The organism is Pelagibacterium limicola (assembly GCF_015694405.1).
Lineage (GTDB): Bacteria > Pseudomonadota > Alphaproteobacteria > Rhizobiales > Devosiaceae > Pelagibacterium > Pelagibacterium limicola.
Map to the genome: position 1 here is coordinate 19,708 of NZ_JADQDB010000002.1, position 18,839 is coordinate 38,546.

Annotated in this window: 15 protein-coding genes, 1 tRNA gene and 1 pseudogene; 9 read left to right on the plus strand and 8 right to left on the minus strand. The window is 59.3% G+C overall.

Translation table 11 applies throughout. The features are described from left to right. Both I2G20_RS03065 and I2G20_RS03070 read right to left on the minus strand, forming a co-directional pair. On the minus strand, nt 1-1,905 hold the full coding sequence (locus I2G20_RS03065; protein ID WP_196258233.1) for an ABC transporter ATP-binding protein: 1,905 nt from the start codon (nt 1,903-1,905) through the stop codon (nt 1-3). Continuing rightward, nucleotides 1,902-3,755: an ABC transporter ATP-binding protein gene (locus I2G20_RS03070; RefSeq protein WP_425502621.1), complete on the minus strand. Its 1,854-nt coding sequence runs from the start codon at nt 3,753-3,755 to the stop codon at nt 1,902-1,904. The genes I2G20_RS03065 and I2G20_RS03070 overlap by 4 nt, the downstream gene beginning before the upstream one ends. 188 nt (nt 3,756-3,943) lie before the next feature. Between I2G20_RS03070 and I2G20_RS03075 the strand changes: the two genes are divergently transcribed. Continuing rightward, nucleotides 3,944-6,433 carry a heavy metal translocating P-type ATPase gene (locus I2G20_RS03075; protein WP_196258235.1) on the plus strand — a complete coding sequence of 830 codons (2,490 nt, stop codon included), beginning with the start codon at nt 3,944-3,946 and terminating at the stop codon, nt 6,431-6,433. Continuing rightward, complete coding sequence (gene cueR / locus I2G20_RS03080) at nt 6,433-6,843, plus strand: Cu(I)-responsive transcriptional regulator (protein WP_196258782.1); 411 nt, start codon at nt 6,433-6,435, stop codon at nt 6,841-6,843. Before I2G20_RS03075 ends, cueR begins: the two co-directional genes overlap by 1 nt. 9 nt (nt 6,844-6,852) lie before the next feature. Here the strand turns inward: cueR and copM are convergent, their stop codons facing one another. From copM to I2G20_RS03095, 3 genes are all read right to left on the minus strand, one after another. Continuing rightward, nucleotides 6,853-7,206: a CopM family metallochaperone gene (gene copM / locus I2G20_RS03085; RefSeq protein WP_196258236.1), complete on the minus strand. Its 354-nt coding sequence runs from the start codon at nt 7,204-7,206 to the stop codon at nt 6,853-6,855. Nucleotides 7,207-7,426: 220 nt separating this feature from the next. Next, complete coding sequence (locus I2G20_RS03090) at nt 7,427-7,732, minus strand: ETC complex I subunit (RefSeq protein ID WP_196258237.1); 306 nt, start codon at nt 7,730-7,732, stop codon at nt 7,427-7,429. A 25-nt stretch (nt 7,733-7,757) separates the two neighbouring features. After that, nucleotides 7,758-7,834: transfer RNA gene (locus I2G20_RS03095), tRNA-Pro, on the minus strand. Between the two features lie 98 nt (nt 7,835-7,932). On the opposite strand from I2G20_RS03095, the gene I2G20_RS03100 reads away from it, so the two are divergent. Further along, nucleotides 7,933-8,727 (plus strand): phosphatase PAP2 family protein, encoded by a 795-nt coding sequence (locus tag I2G20_RS03100; protein WP_196258238.1) that lies wholly within the window; start codon nt 7,933-7,935, stop codon nt 8,725-8,727. Here I2G20_RS03100 and metC read toward each other — a convergent pair. Continuing rightward, nucleotides 8,703-9,896, minus strand: coding sequence for a cystathionine beta-lyase (gene metC / locus I2G20_RS03105; RefSeq protein ID WP_196258239.1), 1,194 nt, complete (start codon nt 9,894-9,896; stop codon nt 8,703-8,705). The genes I2G20_RS03100 and metC overlap by 25 nt on opposite strands. Before the next feature lie 244 nt (nt 9,897-10,140). On the opposite strand from metC, the gene I2G20_RS03110 reads away from it, so the two are divergent. The 6 genes and pseudogenes from I2G20_RS03110 (at nt 10,141) to I2G20_RS03135 (ending at nt 16,127) form a co-directional block, all read left to right on the plus strand. Further along, nucleotides 10,141-11,160: an amino acid ABC transporter substrate-binding protein gene (locus I2G20_RS03110; RefSeq protein WP_196258240.1), complete on the plus strand. Its 1,020-nt coding sequence runs from the start codon at nt 10,141-10,143 to the stop codon at nt 11,158-11,160. A gap of 293 nt (nt 11,161-11,453) precedes the next feature. Next, nucleotides 11,454-11,750: pseudogene (locus I2G20_RS17435) on the plus strand (ABC transporter permease subunit); the annotation flags it as partial. A gap of 183 nt (nt 11,751-11,933) precedes the next feature. Beyond that, entirely contained in the window at nt 11,934-12,932 is a 999-nt protein-coding gene (locus I2G20_RS17440; RefSeq protein ID WP_343070310.1) for an ABC transporter permease subunit, read from the plus strand. 10 nt (nt 12,933-12,942) lie between these two features. Beyond that, nucleotides 12,943-14,094 (plus strand): amino acid ABC transporter permease, encoded by a 1,152-nt coding sequence (locus tag I2G20_RS03125; protein WP_196258241.1) that lies wholly within the window; start codon nt 12,943-12,945, stop codon nt 14,092-14,094. Nucleotides 14,095-14,100: 6 nt separating this feature from the next. Beyond that, nucleotides 14,101-14,895, plus strand: a complete 795-nt coding sequence (locus I2G20_RS03130) for an amino acid ABC transporter ATP-binding protein (protein WP_281389575.1) — start codon at nt 14,101-14,103, stop codon at nt 14,893-14,895. 185 nt (nt 14,896-15,080) lie between these two features. Continuing rightward, nucleotides 15,081-16,127: a transporter substrate-binding domain-containing protein gene (locus I2G20_RS03135; RefSeq protein ID WP_196258242.1), complete on the plus strand. Its 1,047-nt coding sequence runs from the start codon at nt 15,081-15,083 to the stop codon at nt 16,125-16,127. 4 nt (nt 16,128-16,131) lie between these two features. On the opposite strand, the gene cls is transcribed toward I2G20_RS03135, so the two are convergent. Further along, nucleotides 16,132-17,571: a cardiolipin synthase gene (gene cls, locus I2G20_RS03140; RefSeq protein WP_196258243.1), complete on the minus strand. Its 1,440-nt coding sequence runs from the start codon at nt 17,569-17,571 to the stop codon at nt 16,132-16,134. Nucleotides 17,572-17,593: 22 nt separating this feature from the next. Further along, nucleotides 17,594-18,640: a cysteine synthase A gene (locus tag I2G20_RS03145; RefSeq protein WP_196258244.1), complete on the minus strand. Its 1,047-nt coding sequence runs from the start codon at nt 18,638-18,640 to the stop codon at nt 17,594-17,596. Nucleotides 18,641-18,839: the final 199 nt, after the last annotated feature.

Genomic DNA, 18,839 nt, shown 5'->3' on the forward strand with positions numbered 1-18,839 from the left:
TCAGGTTCGCGCCGCTCCAGCGTTGATATTTTCGAGCATCTCGTCGGGAATGTCGTCAAAGCTGGCGTAGTTCATGTTGTAGAGCTTGGCATAGAGCCCGCCTTTTTCCATCAGTTGGTCGTGGTTCCCCTCTTCGATCAGTTCGCCGTTCTGGAGGACGATAATGCGATCCGCACCGCGGATGGTGGCGAGACGATGCGCAATGACCATCCCCGTGCGGCCCTTGAGCAGTGTTTCGAGCGCCTTCTGTATTTCCCGCTCTGTATAGGAGTCGATACTGGCGGTCGCCTCGTCCAATACGAGGATTTTCGCGTCCGCAACTAGCGCGCGGGCAAAGCTCAGAAGCTGTCGCTGACCAAGCGAAAGATTCGAGCCGCGCTGTTCGAGAATTGTGTCGTAGCCTTGCGGCAGTCGCTCGATAAATTCGTGCGCGCCGACGGCTTTAGCCGCGGCAACGACATCATCACGATGGGCCCTTTCAGAATTGTAGCGAATGTTCTCCAGAACCGAGCCGGTAAACAGAAACGGCTCCTGCAAGACCATTGCCACCTGCCGGCCGAGCGATTCCTGGGTGACTTCGCGCACATCATGGCCCCCCACCAGAACGGCACCCGATTGTACTTCGTAAAACCGGTGTACCAGCGCCATCGCGCTCGTCTTGCCTGAACCCGTCGGTCCGACGATGGCCACCGTTTCCCCCGGATTGACCCGGAACGAGACGTTTTTGAGCACGGGACGATTGGGGTCGTATCCGAATACGACATCGCGGAACTCGACCGAGCCATCCATATCGGCAGTGAGCGCAACGGCGTCCGGCTTGTCGTCTATAGCGACAGGCAGATCCAGCACTTCGATAATGCGCCGCCCTGACGTCATGGCGCGCTGCATGATCGAGTACTGCATGGTCAGCGAACGTATGGGATCAAAGAACCTCTGAATGTAAAAGAGGAAGGCGACGACGATACCGACCTGCAGGCTTCCATTGAGCACCAGCGATCCGCCAGCGACGATCACCGTCGCCATCGCAATCCCGGTCAGTGTATCGACGATGGGCACCATCACCTGGGCATATTTGGAGCCGGTGAGTTGGGTCCTGAGATTGTGATAAGCGCGGTCGTCGTAAAGGTCGAGATTGACCTGCTGGCGGTCTAGGTTCTGGATGGTCCGCACCCCGTTGATGCCCTCGGCCATCGCTCCATTGGTGAGCGAATTGGTTTCGTGCGCCTTCCAGAAGGCCCGCTTTGCACGCGGCAGCCAGAACAGGCGGACGACGAACAGGGCCGGCATGGTGGATAGCGTGAGCAGCCCCAGTCCCCAATCAAGGCTAAGCAGCACGACGACGATGCCAACGAGAAGCACTGCGTCACCCACCGAAACGATGGACGTTTCGAGGAATTCCTGCATGGAGTTGACGTCGCCTTGAAGCCGGCTCATTAGCCGCCCCACCTCGGTCTTGTCCATGAAACTCAGCGACACGGCCTGAAGGCGAGCGAACATGGCCCGGCGCATGTCGAACAGGACGTTTTCCGCGACGTGGCCGACCTGGATTTCCTGCAGGTAGGAGGCTCCGTAATTGAGCAGTACCATGGCGGCGAAGGCCGCAATGGCCCAGCCGAGATTAGTAAGGTTGCCCCCTTCCACCATGCCGCTGTCGATGGCGTAGCCGATGATTAGCGGAATCGCGAGTTGGGTCACGGTGAAGGCGAGTACCGCAGCGATGGAAATGTATATCCGGCGCCGGTAGGGGTGCACGAACTTCCAGATCCGGCGGACCGTCCGGGGGTCATAGGCCTTGCCGAAGACTTCTTCCTCGATTGTGTGGCTGCCTACGGTTGCGTGCGGCGGGCGGCGCTGGGTGGAATAGGCGCTGGCCATTTGTTCTTCGTCGGGATTTGTCGTCTTCATTGGGCCGCACCTCCAAGTTCCAGCACTTCCGGAGGACGGGTCTGCAGATCATAGAGCGCCCTGTACCGCCCTCCCAACGCGAGGAGGGTTTCGTGATTACCTTCCTCCGTGACGCATCCACACTCGAGGAACAGAATCTTGTCCGCGTGCATGAGTGAACTCAAACGGTGCGAGATGATGATGGTGACGCGATCTTCTGCATAACGCCTGATAGCTCTGCGGATGCGGTGTTCGGTGCCCGCATCGATTGCGGCCGTCGAGTCGTCGAAGATCATGATGGCTGGCTTGAGCAAGAGGCTGCGCGCGATGGCCAACCTCTGGCGCTGGCCGCCTGAAAGCGAAACCCCCCGCTCGCCCACAACCGTATCGTAGTCGGCCGGAAGGCCCGCGATGTAGTTATGAAGCTGCGCGCTTTCCGCTGCCCGCTCGATGCGGGTTTCCTTGGCCCAGGGGTCGCCATAAGCGATGTTGTTTTCAATGGTGGTGGTGAACAGGAAAGTATCCTGCTGCACCACGGCTACGGCGCGCCTCAGCGAGTCCAGTGTGACATCACGGATGTCCTGGCCGTCGATAGTGATCCGGCCCGCCGTTACGTCATAGAGCCGAGGAACAAGATGGGCGATAGTGGATTTCCCGCTTCCCGGCGCACCGACGATTCCAATCGTCTGACCAGCACGAGCCTCGAAACTGACCCCGCTCAAAGTGGAATGTTTCGCGCCGCCATAGGCAAAGTGGACATTCTCGAAGCGGAGCGTGCCCTTCGTTACCTCAAGTGGCTTGGCATCGGGCCTGTCTTCAATTTCGACAGGCAGGTCGAGCACCGAAAAGAAGCGATCGCCACAGATCGAGGCGCGGGCAAAGGAATTGACCATCAGCCCCAACTGACGCACTGGCATTTGCAGGATCGTCATGAAGGTGAGGAACGAGGCAAGTGTGCCCACGGTCATCTCGCCGGCGATGACCTTGGTGCCGCCGGCCCACAGCACGAGGCCCATCGCGATAAAGAAGGAGAATGTCATGACCGAGGTATTGCGCACCCTGATGCCGACTCGCTCATGCGCCAATTCGAGCGCGTCGCGGGACGCCGCGTCAAATTTTTCGAGTTCGTGTTTCTGCCCCGAAAAGGCGCGCACGACACGGATGCCGCCCAGGTTCTCGTCCATGACTCTGGTGAGGGCGGAAAGCTTGTCCTGAAGAATCAGCCAGGTCTTGCGCAGAGCGAGCTGCGCAGACGAAGAGCGCCAGGCGACAAAGGGGGCGAAGCTCAGCGAAAGCAGGCCCAGCAAGAGGTCGGTGGAAATCAAAAGCCAGGCGCCAAATCCAAGCAGGACCGACAGCAGAACAACCCGGATGAGACCCGTCGAGAAAAAGATGCGAAGGCCTTCGAGATCGAGCAGGCCGACGGTGATGAGGTCACCCGAATGTACCTTGTCGTGATAGGAATAGGGAAGCCGCTGCACCTTGTCGTAAAAGGCCAGGCGCAACTCGTAGCCGACATGGTGACCGACCGATTCCGCGAAATAGTTTTGTAATAGCGTGAAGATACCGCGCCCGATCGAGACGGCGAGCAAGGTGAGCGCGCTCCACCATAGCGCCTGTTCAGCCCCTTCCGTGGTAACCGAGAGTATATTCTGCGCCCGGTCGATCGCTTCGCCAAGCAGACGCGGTATCGTCAATTGCAGCAATGCGGCAATAACAGTCGCACCTATGGCAATGGTCGCCTGCCAGTAGTGGCGCAGGGAAAAGAGCGTCAAACGGACGAGCGGAACGCGGCCTTTCCCGCTATGGGCAGCCGCAATATGGCTTCTCGCATCGCCGCGAGCACGATCGCGGCCAGCCTTGAGCGTGATCAAGGGATATTCCAGACGTCAAAAGGCGACGAAAGGGGGCTTCGTCGGCGAAATTGTGTGAATAGACTCGCAAAGAATGATTGAAGGGCGATTTTTTCGCCAGATCAAGGGGTAAGGCAATAAAAGATGAGCCCTTGACCTTCCCATGATGGGAACCTCTACATTGCGTTCACAATGAGGATACGCCCATGAGTGAACTGGATTTGGAGCCCAAACGCACGCCGCTGATCTTCCCGGTCCGAGGAATGAGCTGCGCTTCTTGTGTAAAGCGGGTTGAAGGGGCTGCCGCTAAGGTGCCGGGCGTCTTGCACGCAACGGCCAATTACGCCAGCGACACGCTGAGCGTCGAAACCGACGGCGAATTCGATCCCACTGCGCTGGAGCAGGCGGTGCGGGAAGCGGGCTATGATCTTTCCGTCTCGCATGTCGAGATCGGCATCGAGGGCATGTCGTGTGCGTCCTGCGTCAAGCGTGTCGAGAACGCGATTTCCGCTGTGCCCGGCGTCGTTTCGGCATCGGTCAATCTCGTTTCCGAGCGCGCCACGATCGCATTGGTCCAGGGAGACGCTGGGCTGGCCGACGTGGAAGCCGCGATAACCAGGGCGGGCTATACGCCGCGCCGGCTTTCAGGGCGGACCGGAGCATTGCGCCAGGATGCCAAGGAAAAGGAAAGCGATGAGCTCAAGCGCGACGTTCTGATTGCCGGGCTGCTGACGATCCCGCTCTTCGTTCTTGAAATGGGCGGGCATCTTTATCCGCCTCTACATCATTGGCTTATGGGCATTGTTTCGATGCAGTGGCTGTATGTCGGCTACTTTGTCCTGGCCAGTATCGTCATGTTCGGTCCGGGGCGCCGGTTTTATGTCAAAGGCTTCCCCGCACTTATCCGGGGCGCTCCCGACATGAATTCGCTGGTGGCGATCGGAACAAGCGCCGCCTGGCTCTATTCAAGCGTCGTCACCTTTGCGCCGCACCTGTTGCCCGCTTCCGCGCGCAATATCTACTTCGAGGCCGCCGCCGTTATAGTCGCGCTGATCCTCGTCGGCAGGCTGCTCGAAGCAAGGGCAAAGGGCCGGACCAACGAAGCCGTCAGGCGACTGATCGGCCTGCAGGCCAAAACCGCACGCGTGGAGCGCGGCGGCGAAACGGTGGATGTACCCATCGATCAGGTAAGACTCGATGACATCATCATCATCCGACCAGGCGAGAAAATCGCCGTCGACGGAAAGGTGACCGAGGGTGCATCCTATGTCGATGAATCGATGATCTCGGGTGAGCCGGTGCCGGTTGCCAAGGCAGCAGGGGACTCGGTTATCGGCGGCACGATCAACAAGACCGGCAGTTTCCGCTTTCGCGCAACCCGCATCGGGGGCGATACGATGCTGGCCCAGATCATCCGGCTGGTCGAAGCGGCACAGGGCAGTAAGCTGCCCATTCAGGCGCTGGTCGATCAGGTTACGGCATGGTTCGTTCCAGTCGTGATCGCCATCTCGGTCCTGACCTTCGGCGTCTGGGCAATCTTTGGCCCCGAACCGGCGCATACGTTTGGACTTATAAATGCCGTCGCCGTACTCATCATTGCGTGTCCGTGTGCGATGGGGCTTGCGACGCCGACTTCAATCATGGTCGGGACGGGGAGGGCGGCCGAATTTGGCGTCCTGTTCCGCAAAGGCGAGGCGTTGCAGCGGCTGCGCGATGTCGGCGTTGTCGCGTTGGACAAAACCGGTACGCTGACCAAAGGCGCACCGGAAATGACCGATTTCATCGTTGCCGACGGGTGGGATGAAGCCGAAACGCTGGCGCTCGTCGCGGCCGCCGAGGTCGGTTCGGAACACCCGATTGGAGAGTCGATCGTTGCTGCGGCGAAGGCCCGCGGCTTGGCGCTGGAAAGCGCACAACAGTTCGATACGGTCGCCGGTTCGGGCGTAGTCGCGACAGTCGCCGGTAAAAAGATCGAGATCGGAACCGACCGGTTCATGACCGGCTTGGGCTATGACACATCGGGGTTTGTGCCGACAGTTGCGGCCCTTGGCGAAGAAGGCAAGACCCCCGTGCTTGCCGCCATCGATGGTAGGATCGCCGCTGTCATCGCCGTCTCCGATCCAATCAAGCCGACGAGCCGGGAGGCGATAGACCATTTCCACGCGATGGGTCTAAAGGTGACGATGATAACCGGCGACAACCGGCGAACGGCCGATGCCATCGCGCGCCGCCTCGGCATCGACACCGTGGTGGCTGAGGTCCTTCCCGCCGGCAAGGTGGACGCCATCAAGAGCCTCAAGAGCGAAGGGATGCTCGCTTTTGTAGGAGACGGGATCAACGACGCGCCAGCGCTTGCAGAAGCCGATGTTGGGATCGCGGTCGGGACGGGAACCGATGTCGCCATCGAAAGCGCTGATGTGGTGCTGGTGGGCGGCGACATGCGCGGCACCGTTCAGGCGATCGCCATCTCCCGCGCTACCTTGCGCAATATTCGCCAAAATCTTGTCTGGGCGTTCGGATATAACATGCTGCTCATCCCGGTGGCGGCGGGCGTGCTCTATCCGCCCTTCGGTATTCTGCTTTCGCCGGCACTCGCAGCCGGAGCCATGGCGCTATCGAGCGTTTGCGTGCTGGCGAACGCCCTGCGGCTCAAGGGATATGTGCCGCCCCTCGCGGAAAGAGGAGGACAGGAATGATGAACATCGGGGAGGCCGCTAAAGCCTCAGGCGTCTCAGCTAAGATGATCCGCTACTATGAGTCGATCGGACTCATCTCCGAGGCCGATCGCACCCATAGCAATTACCGCGTCTATGGAACGAACGACGTGCATACGCTGCGCTTCATCAAGCGAGCACGAAATCTGGGATTTTCGATGGAAGAAACGTCGGCGTTGCTGGCGCTTTGGCACGACAGGACGCGCGCGAGTGCCGACGTTAAACAGATCGCGACCGAACACGTTCAAGCTCTGGAAACGCGCATCTCCGAACTCCAGGAGATGGCGGATACGCTCCGCCACCTCGTTCATTGCTGCTCGGGTGATAATCGCCCGGATTGCCCCATACTGAGCAATCTGGCCGGGCAGGATAGGGCGGTCGGGCAGGCCTGACAGTGGGATTTACTGGGCGCTGCGTGCAAGCCATTCGCGCATCCAGGCAATCTCGGCTTCCTGTGCCGCAATGATCTCTTCGGCAAGCGCGCGGATTTCGGGGTCTTCGCCATGTTCCAGAACCACGCGCGCCATGTCGATGGCGCCTTGATGGTGGGGGATCATCCCGCGCACGAAATCGACGTCGGCGTTACCGGAATAGTCGATGTTCATGCCTTCGTGCATGCGCGCATTGGCGTCGACATAACCGCGAATAGCGGGGTTGTCAGCGTTGTTTCCGGTATCGAGGTGCTGGTGGTCTTGTGCAAATGCGAAACTCGCGGCAAAGGCAGCGGATCCGAACAGGAGGGCACGTTTCTTCATCGTTTTAGGACCTTTCTACGGTTACTAGCGTGCCGATGTTCGGGCTTTCTACCGTGGGAAGGTCAAGGCCGGCATTGGAGCAAATTGCCCACCTTAGCGCCAAGATATTCCAATGCCCGCCAGATCGTGACGGAGATGATTGTCTCGTTATCCGAGAGGACTGATTGCGCCCGGGGGTTGAACGGGTCGGAGTGCCCGTTGACCGGCGATGCCGAATCCGTCAGTGCGTCCAGGGGAACTTGCGGTCGTGGCGGAAATTGTCCGGATAGCTGACCTTCTTGACCGAAGCGTCGTGCGCCGGTTCGATCCGATAGGGAATGCCGCTGCGGCGCGCATAGGATTCCGCCTCTTCGACCGTATCGAAACGCAGCTTGACCTGCTGGCGCATGTCGGTCGAGGACGTATAGCCCATAAGCGGATCGATGGAACGCGGCGCTTCGGGCTCGTATTCGAGCACCCAGTTGCGGCTTTTGCCCCTGCCGGACTGCATCGCATTCGGTGCTGGGCGATAGATACGTGCGACCATTCCCGTCATCCCTTGTATTCGTGGTTGGTCGGGGCAGCAAGATTCGAACTTGCGACCCCCGGTTCCCAAAACCGGTGCTCTACCAGGCTGAGCTATACCCCGACGTGGCCACGACGATCCGATACACATTCTTTTCTGACAGGGCAAGGCGTGTTACCCGGTTGCGCCCGCGCAATTTACCACACGGGAGACGCGTCAGCTTGTTTGCAGACAATACTTTCAGTGATCGCTTCTGGCGTTGGATCGCGCAGGAGCATCTGAGTCGCCGCATATATCTGCGTTGGCTGCCGGCGATTGTGCTGGCGCTTCTAGTTACGGCCGTGTTTTTCGATGCGCCTGTCAGCGTTGCCCTGCGGAATTGGCCTGCCTATGAGCGCGCCTTCTTCACCTTCCTCACCGGCTTTGGAAAATCCGACTGGATTCTGATCCCCACGCTCCTGGGTATGATTCTCGGTTTTGCCGCCCGGTATGCAAATCTGACCTATAGCTGGCGCTGGGCTGCACGCGGGGTTTTGGGGGTCTCGGCTTACGTTTTCACGTCCGTTGCCCTGGCTGGTCTGGTCACGGTGGTTCTCAAGCGCGTGATCGGCCGCGCCCGGCCAATGTATCTCGAACAGTACGGAACGCTGCATATTGAGCCCTTCAATATACTCGACTGGTCGATGCATAGTTTTCCGTCCGGGCATTCGACCACCGCGCTCGCTTTCACCGTCGTGCTGATAACCCTTGCGAACGGGCGGTTCGCAAGAACACTCACGGCGATTGGCCTGGGAATCGGCCTGAGCCGCATCGTGGTGGGCGATCACTTTTTGTCCGACGTGGCCGCAGGTTGTGTGGTCGGAACCCTGGTCGCTCTGCTCGTGCGCGACTATTTCGCGACCAGGGGCTGGACCATGCGCGTCGAAGGCAAGGCGGTCCGATTCCGCATGTTTGCTGCGTTCTTGCCGCTCTTGCGCTGGCTGAGGCGCCGTCACGTTCCCAAACTGTTTAGGTAGCGTGCGAATCCGGCTGCCAGGTCCGCCTTGAGGTCATCGATATCCTCGAAGCCCACATGGATGCGGAAGGTGTTCCCTGCCTCGTCCCAGGGAACCGCAGTGCGGAATTTCCGCGGATCGACGGGAAGGAGCAGGCTTTCGAAGCCTCCCCAGGAATATCCCATCCCGAATAATTCCAGTCCATCCACAAACGCGGCAATTGCCGTACGGCCTGCTGGTGGCAGGACGAAGGAAAAAAGCGAACCTGACCCGGAAAAATCGCGCTTGAACAACGCATGATCGGGATGGGATCGTAGGGCAGGGTGGAGCACCCGGGTGACGAGATCCTGCTCCTCCAGCCACTGGGCCAGATCGAGCGCCCGCGCCTCATGCGCTTTCATGCGCACGCCCAGTGTGCGTGTGCCGCGCATCGTGAGGAAAGTATCGTCCGGCGATGCAACGATGCCCAGGACGTGAGCCGTTCTGAGAAGCTGCGGCCAATAAGCAGCGTTTGCAGAGACGGTTCCGAGCATCAGGTCGGAATGGCCGCCGAGCATCTTGGTGCCCGAATGCACAACGATATCCGCGCCAAGCTGGAGGGGGCGGCAGAACAGCGGCGTCGCCCAGCTGTTATCGGCCACAATAGCGATGTTCTTGCCAGCCAGAGCGGACTTGATTGCAGGAATATCCTGCAGTTCGAAGGTTAGCGAGCCGGGGCTTTCCACGAACACGGCGCGCGTGTCGGGCCCGACGAGGTCGGCAATGCTGGAGCCGATGCGAGGATCGAAATATCGAGCCTTGATTCCGTACCCACAGAGGAAGGTGTCGGCCAGCTTTCGCGTGGGATCGTAAGCGCTGTCGGTGACGAGAATTTCGTCACCACCGTTGAGACAAGCAAGCAGCGCAAGCGAAATGGCGCTTATCCCACTCGGCGCCAGATACGTTCCCGCCGAACCCTCCAGCCCCGAGACTATCTCCTCAAGACCAGTTGTCAGCGGGGTTCCTTGGCGCCCGTAGCGATAGCGGATGGTATAGTCATCCAGTTCCGCAAGCGTCTCGAAGATGACTGTGCTCCCCCTGTAGACTGGCGTATTAACGAACCCCGATTGCGCGGCCGGATTTCGCCCGCCATGTGTAAGGAACGTTTCGGCACCTACCGAGAATCCCTGATCATTTTGAGATTTTTTCATTTCGATGGACAATTTCCGAGCTTCAATAGGTCAGTGCTATTGCTTCTATTTTAGGCGCAAGTCCAAGAGTGGTTAAATTCGTATCGGTAGCCCTTGACGGCGGCGGCAAACCGGGCTTCGATGCTGGCCATCAAATCGTCCGATGGCAATAGGGCGTTTGATCTCAATACCAACGTCTGGCACGGAGCAGGCAGTCCTCGCTTTGGAAGCCGGATAATCAAGGGTTAGGAAAAAAGGCAATCCAATGAAAAATAAACTTTTGACTCTCGCCGTTGCGACCGCAACGGCTGTGGCGGCGCCTGCAGCATTCGCCGACACGCTCGATGACGTAATCGAGCGCGGCTATGTGCAATGCGGCGTTACCCTTGGTGTGCCCGGCTTCTCCATGCCGGACGAGAACAACAATTGGTCCGGGCTTGAGGTCGATTATTGCCGCGCGCTGGCTGCGGCCATCTTCGATGACCCCGACGCCGTCCGCTATACCGGCCTCACCTCACAGGCCCGTTTCGAGAGCCTGGGCAATGGCAACGTGGACGTGCTGTCCCGTACCACGACGTGGACGATGACACGTGACACTGACCTCGGTCTCACCTTCGTGGGCACGATGTTCTATGACGGCCAAGGCTTCCTCGTTAAGGCTGCGGACGGCATTTCGTCCGCCCTTGAGCTTTCGGGTGCTGCGGTGTGCATCGAGGCCGGTACCACGACCGAACTCAACGCCGCCGACTATTTTGCAGCCAACGGCATGGACCTTTCCAACGCCGTTATCTTCGTGACGCGCGATGAGGTGACGCAAGCCTATCTCGACGGTCGGTGCGACGTCTATACCACCGACGCTTCGGCGATCGCCGCCGAGCGCACCCAGTTCCCCGATCCTTCGGCACACGTCATCCTGCCCGAAATCATTTCCAAGGAGCCGCTCGGCCCCGTGGTTCGCTCGGGCGACACCCGTTGGTTCAACATCACCCGCTGGACGTATTTCGCCCTGCTCAATGCTGAAGAACTCGGTGTAACCCAGGCCAACGTCGATGAAATGCTGGGCTCGGATAACCCTGAGATCAAGCGCCTGCTCGGTGTTGAAGGCGACTTCGGTTCGCCGATCGGACTTTCCGCCGATTGGGCTTACCGCATCATCAAGCACATCGGCAACTATGGCGAGGCTTACGACCGCCATGTCGGCCCGAACACCCCGCTCGGTATTCCGCGTGGCATCAACGCCCTTTGGTCGCAGGGCGGCATCCAGTACGCTCCGCCGATCCGCTAGGATCTGAGCGCCCTATCGAACCCGGCGCCTTGGCGCCGGGTTCAGCAATAAGGGCCTGCTGCAAACAGGAACGATCCGCCGGACCAACTCGTGGCGCCGCAGGAATCGGATACCGGCTCGCAACGTTGCCGAGGGCTGGGCAGGGGGTATGAATGTCTGTAGAAAACGGGGCGTCGCCCAGGGCGCAGACCGCGTCATCCATATTAAATAATCCCACCGTTCGCGCGGTCTTTTATCAGGTTGCGCTGGTCATATCGGTGGTCGTGCTGTTCTGGTGGCTGTGGTCCAATGCCATGCAGAACCTGGCCTTGCAGAACAAGGCTACGGGCTTTGGCTTTCTCAATCAGGTTTCCGGATTCAACATCAGCTTCGCGCTCATTCCGTTCGAGCGTACGTCTAGCTATTTGACGGTCTATTTCGTCGGCATCCTCAATACGTTGCTCGTTGCGGCTATCGGTATCGTCCTGGCGACGATCCTCGGGTTTACGATGGGTATCGCGCGGCTTTCCAAGAACGTGCTGATCCGCGGATTTGCGGCCGTCTACGTCGAATTGACCCGCAATACCCCCCTTCTGCTACAACTGATATTTTGGTATTTCCTCTCGCTCAACGCCTTTCCGCCTGTCAGGCAGAGCTGGGAGCTTCCCGGTTCCATTGTCGTCAATCAGCGCGGCCTCTCCTTTCCAGCGCCCGCTTTCGACGGCCCTTTCCTTTTGCTCGTAGCGGTCGCGCTTCTGGCGGTTGTGATTGTCTTCGTGATGCGGCGATGGGCGATGAAGGCGAGGGACGTCAGTGGCACAATTCCCTCCGGGATTGTCACCGCGGCCCATTATACCGACGTGATCGTCGTGTTCGCCATTGCCTGGTTGCTGGCGCTGTTTGCGCAGGTGATGATATTGGGCGAGGCCAATACAATCGCCTCGACGCTTACCGCCGCTGTGATCGCGGCCGTTTCCGCCACCCGTTATGAACGCCTGGCCCGGCTGGCGATTATCGCGCTGGTGGTGGTGGGCGCCGGCGTTCCCGCGATGCTTGCGGCGCTCAGTGCGCTACCCGCGTTTCTTTCAAACGGGTTCGATGCAGTCGGCGCGGCAATTGGCGGGACCCAGGGCCTGGAGGCGGACGCAGGACGGACTGTCATCGCCCGGGTGCTTGCGTTCGTTCTTGCCGCCGCCGCAATCTGGCACGCCTTTAGGACGATCCCGGAGAAGCGCGGGAGCCGCAACCTGCGTTTTCCCGTTTCGCTAAGCGTGGTGCTGATCGTCGGATTGCCCACCCTTTTCTATTTCTTGAGCGGGGCCGAACTGGCCTTCGATCCACCCGAATTGCAGGGCTTCAACTTCCGGGGCGGATGGACGGCACCGCCTGAATTGACAGCGTTGATATTCGGGCTTGTCGTCTACACCGCAGCCTTCATCGCCGAGATCGTTCGTGCAGGCATCCAAGCGGTGAATTACGGACAGACCGAGGCAGCTGCTTCGCTCGGGCTGAAGGACGGCGATCGGTTGCGCCTTGTGATCATTCCCCAGGCGCAGCGCATCATTGTACCGCCCCTCACCAGCCAGTATCTGAACCTCACGAAAAACTCGTCGCTCGGCGCGGCAATCGGCTTCCCCGAACTGGTGAACGTCTTCGTGGGCACGGCGCTCAACCAGAGCGGCCGCGCCATCGAGATCATCGGCATGACGATGTTGGTCTACCTGACGTTCTCGCTTGCGACCTCGCTGTTCATGAACTGGTATAATGCGCGCGTTGCGCTGGTGGAACGTTGAGGAGCCGGCCATGAGTGATCTGACCTTCGTTCGTTCCGATATGCAGCCGGCGCTTCCGCCTCCGGTCAGGACGACCGGTGCTATAGCCTGGACGCGCAAGAACCTTTTTCCCTCGGTCTCCAACGGCGTGTGGACGATCGTGGCAATTCTGTTCCTGCTCTGGCTCGTCCCGCGCCTTTATGGTTTTCTCATTGGGGACGCCATTTTTACCGATCCGGAAGGGCTGCGCGGAGAGGCCTGCCGCTTCGAGGGGGTAGGTGCGTGCTGGGCCTATGTGGCTGCGCGTTTCAATTTCTTTATTTATGGGTTCTTCCCCTTGGGTGAGGTCTGGCGGGTGAACATCATGTTCATCCTCGGGATCATCTTCCTTGCCCCGCTGCTGATTCCGAAGGCCCCGTTGCAAAAGACCGCCGCGCTGATGTTCTTCGTCGTCTATCCCATCGTCTCCTATTGGCTGATGGCGGGCGGAGAATTCCTCGGTATTCCGGGTACGGCACTGCGCACGGTTCCTACCAATCAGTGGGGCGGCCTGACCCTGACTCTGATCATCTCGATGATCGGTATCATCGTCTCGATGCCACTCGGCATTCTCCTTGCCCTTGGTCGCCAGTCGAAGCTGCCGATCATCAAATGGTTCTGCGTGGCCTTTATCGAGCTCTGGCGCGCCGTACCCCTGATCACCGTGCTGTTCATGGCTTCGGTGATGTTCCCGCTGTTCATGCCGCAGGGCGTCAATCCCGATACGCTCCTCCGCGCCATCGTCGGCATTTGCCTCTTCCAGGCCGCCTACATGGCCGAGGTCGTCCGCGGCGGGCTGCAAGCCATGCCGCGCGGCCAGTACGAGGCGGCTTCGGCCTTGGGGCTCAGCAAACCCAAGACGATGGGGCTGATCATACTTCCTCAGGCGCTCAAGCATGTGATCCCCGGGATCGTCAACAACTTCATCGCGTTGTTCAAGGATACCTCGCTGGTATCGATCATCGGCGTCTTTGAGTTGCTCAATACCGTCCGCGCTGCGGCGCGCGATCTCGACTGGTCATCACCGACACAGGCCGTAACCGGCTACATTTTTGCTGGCTTCGTCTTCTGGATATTCTGTTTCGGCATGTCCCGGTATTCCATCTACATGGAGAACCGCCTGCATACCGGACACAAGAGGTAAACCGACATGTCCCTTGAACTCGATATCGATCATACGCCCGACCGCTCCAAGATGACGGTCTCACAGACCGACATCGCCATCGAAATCAGGTCGATGAACAAATGGTACGGCGATTTCCATGTCCTGAGGGATATCGACCTCAAGGTCATGCGGGGCGAGCGGATTGTCATTGCGGGACCGTCCGGCTCCGGCAAGTCGACGCTTATCCGCTGCATCAACCGCCTCGAGGAGCATCAGGACGGCGACATCATTGTCGACGGCATCGAACTGACGTCGGACCTCAAGCGCATCGATGAGGTGCGCCGGGAAGTGGGAATGGTGTTCCAGCATTTCAACCTGTTCCCGCATCTGACCATCCTCCAGAACCTCACGCTCGCGCCGATCTGGGTTCGGGGCGTTCCCAAGGCGGAAGCCGAGGAAACCGCGATGAAGTATCTCGAGCGCGTAAAGATTCCCGAACAGGCGAACAAGTTCCCCGGCCAGCTTTCGGGTGGCCAGCAGCAGCGCGTGGCGATTGCCCGTTCACTGTGCATGAACCCCAAGATCATGCTGTTCGACGAACCCACCTCTGCCCTCGATCCTGAGATGATCAAGGAAGTATTGGAGGTCATGGTGCAACTTGCCGAAGACGGCATGACCATGCTGTGCGTGACCCACGAAATGGGTTTCGCCCGCCAAGTGGCTAATCGCGTGATCTTTATGGACCAGGGGCAGATCATCGAGCAAAACGAGCCCGAGGCGTTCTTCTCCAACCCGCAGCATGAGCGGACAAAGCTGTTCCTGAGCCAGATTCTGCACTGAGTTTGAATTGTGCCGGATGGCGGCACGCTTGCCGCCATCCGGAACAAACTTAGTAAAATTAGACGGGATTGCGCCGGGTTCGCCTTGACCCCCCACTGAGCAATGCCAATATGGCGCAAGGACCACAAGGAGCGGCTGGCGCCGTATCAGCTTTGCACGCCACAGCGAAATCGATAAGCCGCCTGGTGCGCTTAGTCCTTGCATTGGTCTTGATGGCAGGGGCTGCCGCATCACCCGTCCTCTCTCAGACGGAAGGGGAGACTGCGAGCCCGCCGTTCTCGATTTCTACGCTCGAGACGGTTCGCACGCGTGGCTACGTCATTTGCGCCGCCGCCCGCCCGATGCCGGGCTTCGCGCAAATCAGCCCGGAAAGCCTTTGGTCCGGTTTCGACGTTGATATCTGCCGCGCCGTCGCGGCGGCGATCTTTGGCGATCCGTCCCGCGTGGAGTTCCGGCCCCTCTCAGGCGAAAGCCGCTTTGCGCATTTGGTCCAGGGCGAAGTCGATCTCGTTTCCCGCACCGCGTCATGGACCATGTCGCGGGATACCAATTACGGCATCACCTACGTGGGCACGTCATTTTTCGATGGTCAGGCGTTCATGGTCTCCGACAGTGTCGGCGCCGTATCGGCTTATGAACTCGAGAACCTGGTCGTATGCGCTACAACGGGCACAGAATCGCTGGGGCGGATGCGCGATTTCTTCTTTGCCGGCCAGGTGAGTTACGAAGAGCTGCTCTATGAGGATCGCGAAGATATCGCTGTTGCTTATCGGTCGGGACGTTGTGATGCGATCACGGGTCCCGCGAGCTGGCTCCACGCGATCCGTCGCACGATGCCTGAGCCGGGCACCCACCGCATCCTTCCTGAGCGCATTTCCAAGGAGCCCTACGGCCCGGTGGTTCGCAGCGGCGACAAGCAGTGGGAAGATCTGGTCCGCTGGACGTTATTCACCGTTATCAACGCCGAGGAACTGGGTGTCACTTCGGTCAACATTGATTCCATGCTCTCGGCTCGCACGCCTGCCATTCGTAGGCTCCTCGGCGTCGAGGGTGATTTCGGCGCGCCGTTCGGGCTCGAACGCACGTGGATGCGGGACGTCATCCGCGCGGTAGGGAGCTACGGTGAGCTCTACGAGCGCCATTTCGGCGCCGCCAACGGCACACCGTTGCGGAGAGGGCAGAATGCGCTGTGGACCAATGGAGGCTTGATCTTCGCGCCGCCGATCACCTAAGCGTCTAAAGAATGGGCGAAAACAGCCTTGCGCCCTGGCATACTACGCGGAAGAGGTAGGAGCGGCTCTTCAAGTTTTCTTCTGTAGTGAGCCGCGATGATGCGAAATCGACCTCGAGCATGGACTTGACGTTCTCAATCGTCTTCTGTCCGGTAAACCAGAGGGTTACCTCGAAATTGATATTGAATGACCGGTAATCGAAGTTGACCGTTCCGACACCAGCGATGGCGTCATCGACCAGGATGACCTTCTGATGGAGGAAGCCGCCTTCGTAACGATGCACCTTGATCCCGTGTGCAACCATCTGATCGGCATGCGCGTAGCTTGCCAGCCATACAAGCTTGTGATCGGCCTTTTCAGGCAAGAGGATGCGTACATCGACCCCGCGGAGTGAAGCGGCAAAGAGTGCCGTTTGCACCTCGATCCCGGGCACGAAGTAAGGGCTCACGATCCATAGCCGTTCGCGGGCCCGCGAAATCACGTCGGTAAACGCTATCGAACAGTCTTCCAGCTTGTCGGCCGGTCCCGTAGGCATCACCAGCACCGATTGATCGCCGGGGGTAGGGATCTCGGACGGATACCGCGCGGGCAGTTCCTCGCCTGTCGCCCAGTGCCAGTCCTCGCGGAACATCAGCGCGCAAGCCAACGCCGCCGGTCCAGCCACATGAACATGGGTGTCGCGCCAACGCCCGAACCGTGGATCGCGGCCGAGATACTCGACGCCGATATTATGACCGCCGACCCAGGCCTCGCGTCCGTCAACGACGACGTTCTTCCGATGATTGCGGTAATTTATGCGGGTCAGCCCGAAGAGCCGCAGATAGGGATGCCGATGATTGAACGAATAGATATTGACGCCGGCATCCTTAAGTCGGCGCTTGTAGGATCCCGGCAGCTGGTGACTGCCTGCTTCGTCGTAAAGGAAGTATATCTTGACGCCTGCGCGCGCGCGCGCTTCCAGGGCGTCGGCTACCCGTTTACCGAGGTCGTCGTCGCGGACGATGTAAAACTGCATCAGGATATAGTCTTGGGCCCGCGCGATGCCGTCGAGGATTGAGGCGAAGGTGTCCTCACCGTCGACCAGCAAGCTGACAGCGTTGCCATAAAGGAAAGGCAATTCCGCTACACGGTATAGGACCGGCCATTCTTTCGCCGTTTCCGCATCGACGATCCGCAGGTCCTCGGAATGGGCCAGGCGCCAGGACCGCCCGGAATGCGTTTGGGATTCCGCATAGTCGTCGAAAAGCTTCCATCCGAAGACGAGATAGATGAACGTCGTCGGGAAGGGCAGGAGGAGGAGGGAGATCAGCCAGGCGATTGTGCCCTGCGAGGTCCGCGAATTCATCAACTCGCGCACTGCGCAGACAGCCGCGAGCCCGTAATTGAGAATATAGAGCGTCGCGATGAAGCTGAAATTCTCGATGAACGCCCTGACGAAATCCACGTCCGCTTTCTTTTTCTATTTTCTAGAGATCGGGTTCGAGCACCGCCTGGATGTCCACACTCGCCTCTGCCTCAAGCCATGCGGGAACCGGAAGGTCCTTGGACCGCAGGAACGAGGGGTTAAACAGCTTTGACTGGTATCGGTTCCCGTAGTCGCAAAGAACGGTAACGATCGTTTTGCCAGGGCCGAGCTCCTTTGCCATGTGCACTGCACCGGCGATATTAATGGCGGACGAGCCACCAAGGCAAAGCCCTTCGTCCTTTATGAGATCGAAGACATAGGGCAGGGCTTCGGCGTCGGGGATCCGGTAAGCCATATCGACTTCGAGATCGGTAAGGTTCGCCGTTATTCGCCCTTGACCGATCCCCTCGGTAATGGAAGAGCCTTCGGCCTTGAGCTCGCCGTGCTTGTAGTAGCTGTAAAGCGCTGCGCCTTCAGGGTCGGCGATGCCGATTCGGATATCCTTGTTCCGGTCCTTGAGCGCAATCGCGACACCACCGAGCGTGCCGCCAGACCCGACGGCGCAGATGAACCCGTCGACCTTTCCTTCAGTTTGGGCGAAGATTTCCGGGCCAGTTGTCTCGATGTGGGCCTGCCGGTTTGCGACGTTATCGAACTGGTTTGCCCAGACCGCACCGTTGGGGAGTTCTCCTGCCAGTTTTTCGGCAAGTCGGCCAGAAACCTTTACGTAGTTGTTGGGGTTCTTGTAGGGCTTGGCCGGAACCTCGATCAATTCGGCGCCGGCAAGGCGGATGGCATCCTTCTTTTCCTGGCTCTGCGTATCAGGAATGACGATGACCGTCCGGAACCCCAGCGCATTGCCGACGAGCGCCAGCCCGATGCCGGTATTGCCGGCAGTTCCTTCGACAATGGTGCCTCCCGGTCCCAGCGCTCCGCGCGCAATAGCATCGCGGATGATGTAAAGTGCCGCGCGGTCCTTGACCGACTGGCCAGGATTCAAGAACTCGGCCTTGCCCCATATCTCGCAACCTGTGGCCTCGGAAACCTTGTGGAGACGAATGAGCGGCGTATTGCCGATCGCCTGGGTAACATCGCTGAAACGGGACATCGAACCTTGGAGCATAGCTTTAACGAAGGACCATCGTATTCAGGCCCCCCATGGTGGGCAAGCCGTATAAGTCCGCTACGAGATGGCTTTTCCATCCATGGCCACTCCCACGCAATTGCATGGCGCTGTAGGGAGTTTCGCGGAAACGACTTGCCCTTTTTCAGGAGGATGGGCCCTTTGGCGGGAACGTTTCGCTTGG

Bases quoted from the DNA above. Each gene is read 5' to 3' on its own strand.
- metC (WP_196258239.1), bottom strand. From the start codon at position 9,896: ATGAAAAAATCTCAAAATGATCAGGGATTCTCGGTAGGTGCCGAAACG.
- I2G20_RS03090 (WP_196258237.1), bottom strand. From the start codon at position 7,732: ATGGTCGCACGTATCTATCGCCCAGCACCGAATGCGATGCAGTCCGGC.
- I2G20_RS03065 (WP_196258233.1), bottom strand. From the start codon at position 1,905: ATGAAGACGACAAATCCCGACGAAGAACAAATGGCCAGCGCCTATTCC.
- cueR (WP_196258782.1), top strand. From the start codon at position 6,433: ATGAACATCGGGGAGGCCGCTAAAGCCTCAGGCGTCTCAGCTAAGATG.
- I2G20_RS03125 (WP_196258241.1), top strand. From the start codon at position 12,943: ATGAGTGATCTGACCTTCGTTCGTTCCGATATGCAGCCGGCGCTTCCG.
- I2G20_RS03130 (WP_281389575.1), top strand. From the start codon at position 14,101: ATGTCCCTTGAACTCGATATCGATCATACGCCCGACCGCTCCAAGATG.
- I2G20_RS03145 (WP_196258244.1), bottom strand. From the start codon at position 18,640: ATGTCCCGTTTCAGCGATGTTACCCAGGCGATCGGCAATACGCCGCTC.
- I2G20_RS03075 (WP_196258235.1), top strand. From the start codon at position 3,944: ATGAGTGAACTGGATTTGGAGCCCAAACGCACGCCGCTGATCTTCCCG.
- copM (WP_196258236.1), bottom strand. From the start codon at position 7,206: ATGAAGAAACGTGCCCTCCTGTTCGGATCCGCTGCCTTTGCCGCGAGT.
- I2G20_RS17440 (WP_343070310.1), top strand. From the start codon at position 11,934: ATGAAGGCGAGGGACGTCAGTGGCACAATTCCCTCCGGGATTGTCACC.
- I2G20_RS03110 (WP_196258240.1), top strand. From the start codon at position 10,141: ATGAAAAATAAACTTTTGACTCTCGCCGTTGCGACCGCAACGGCTGTG.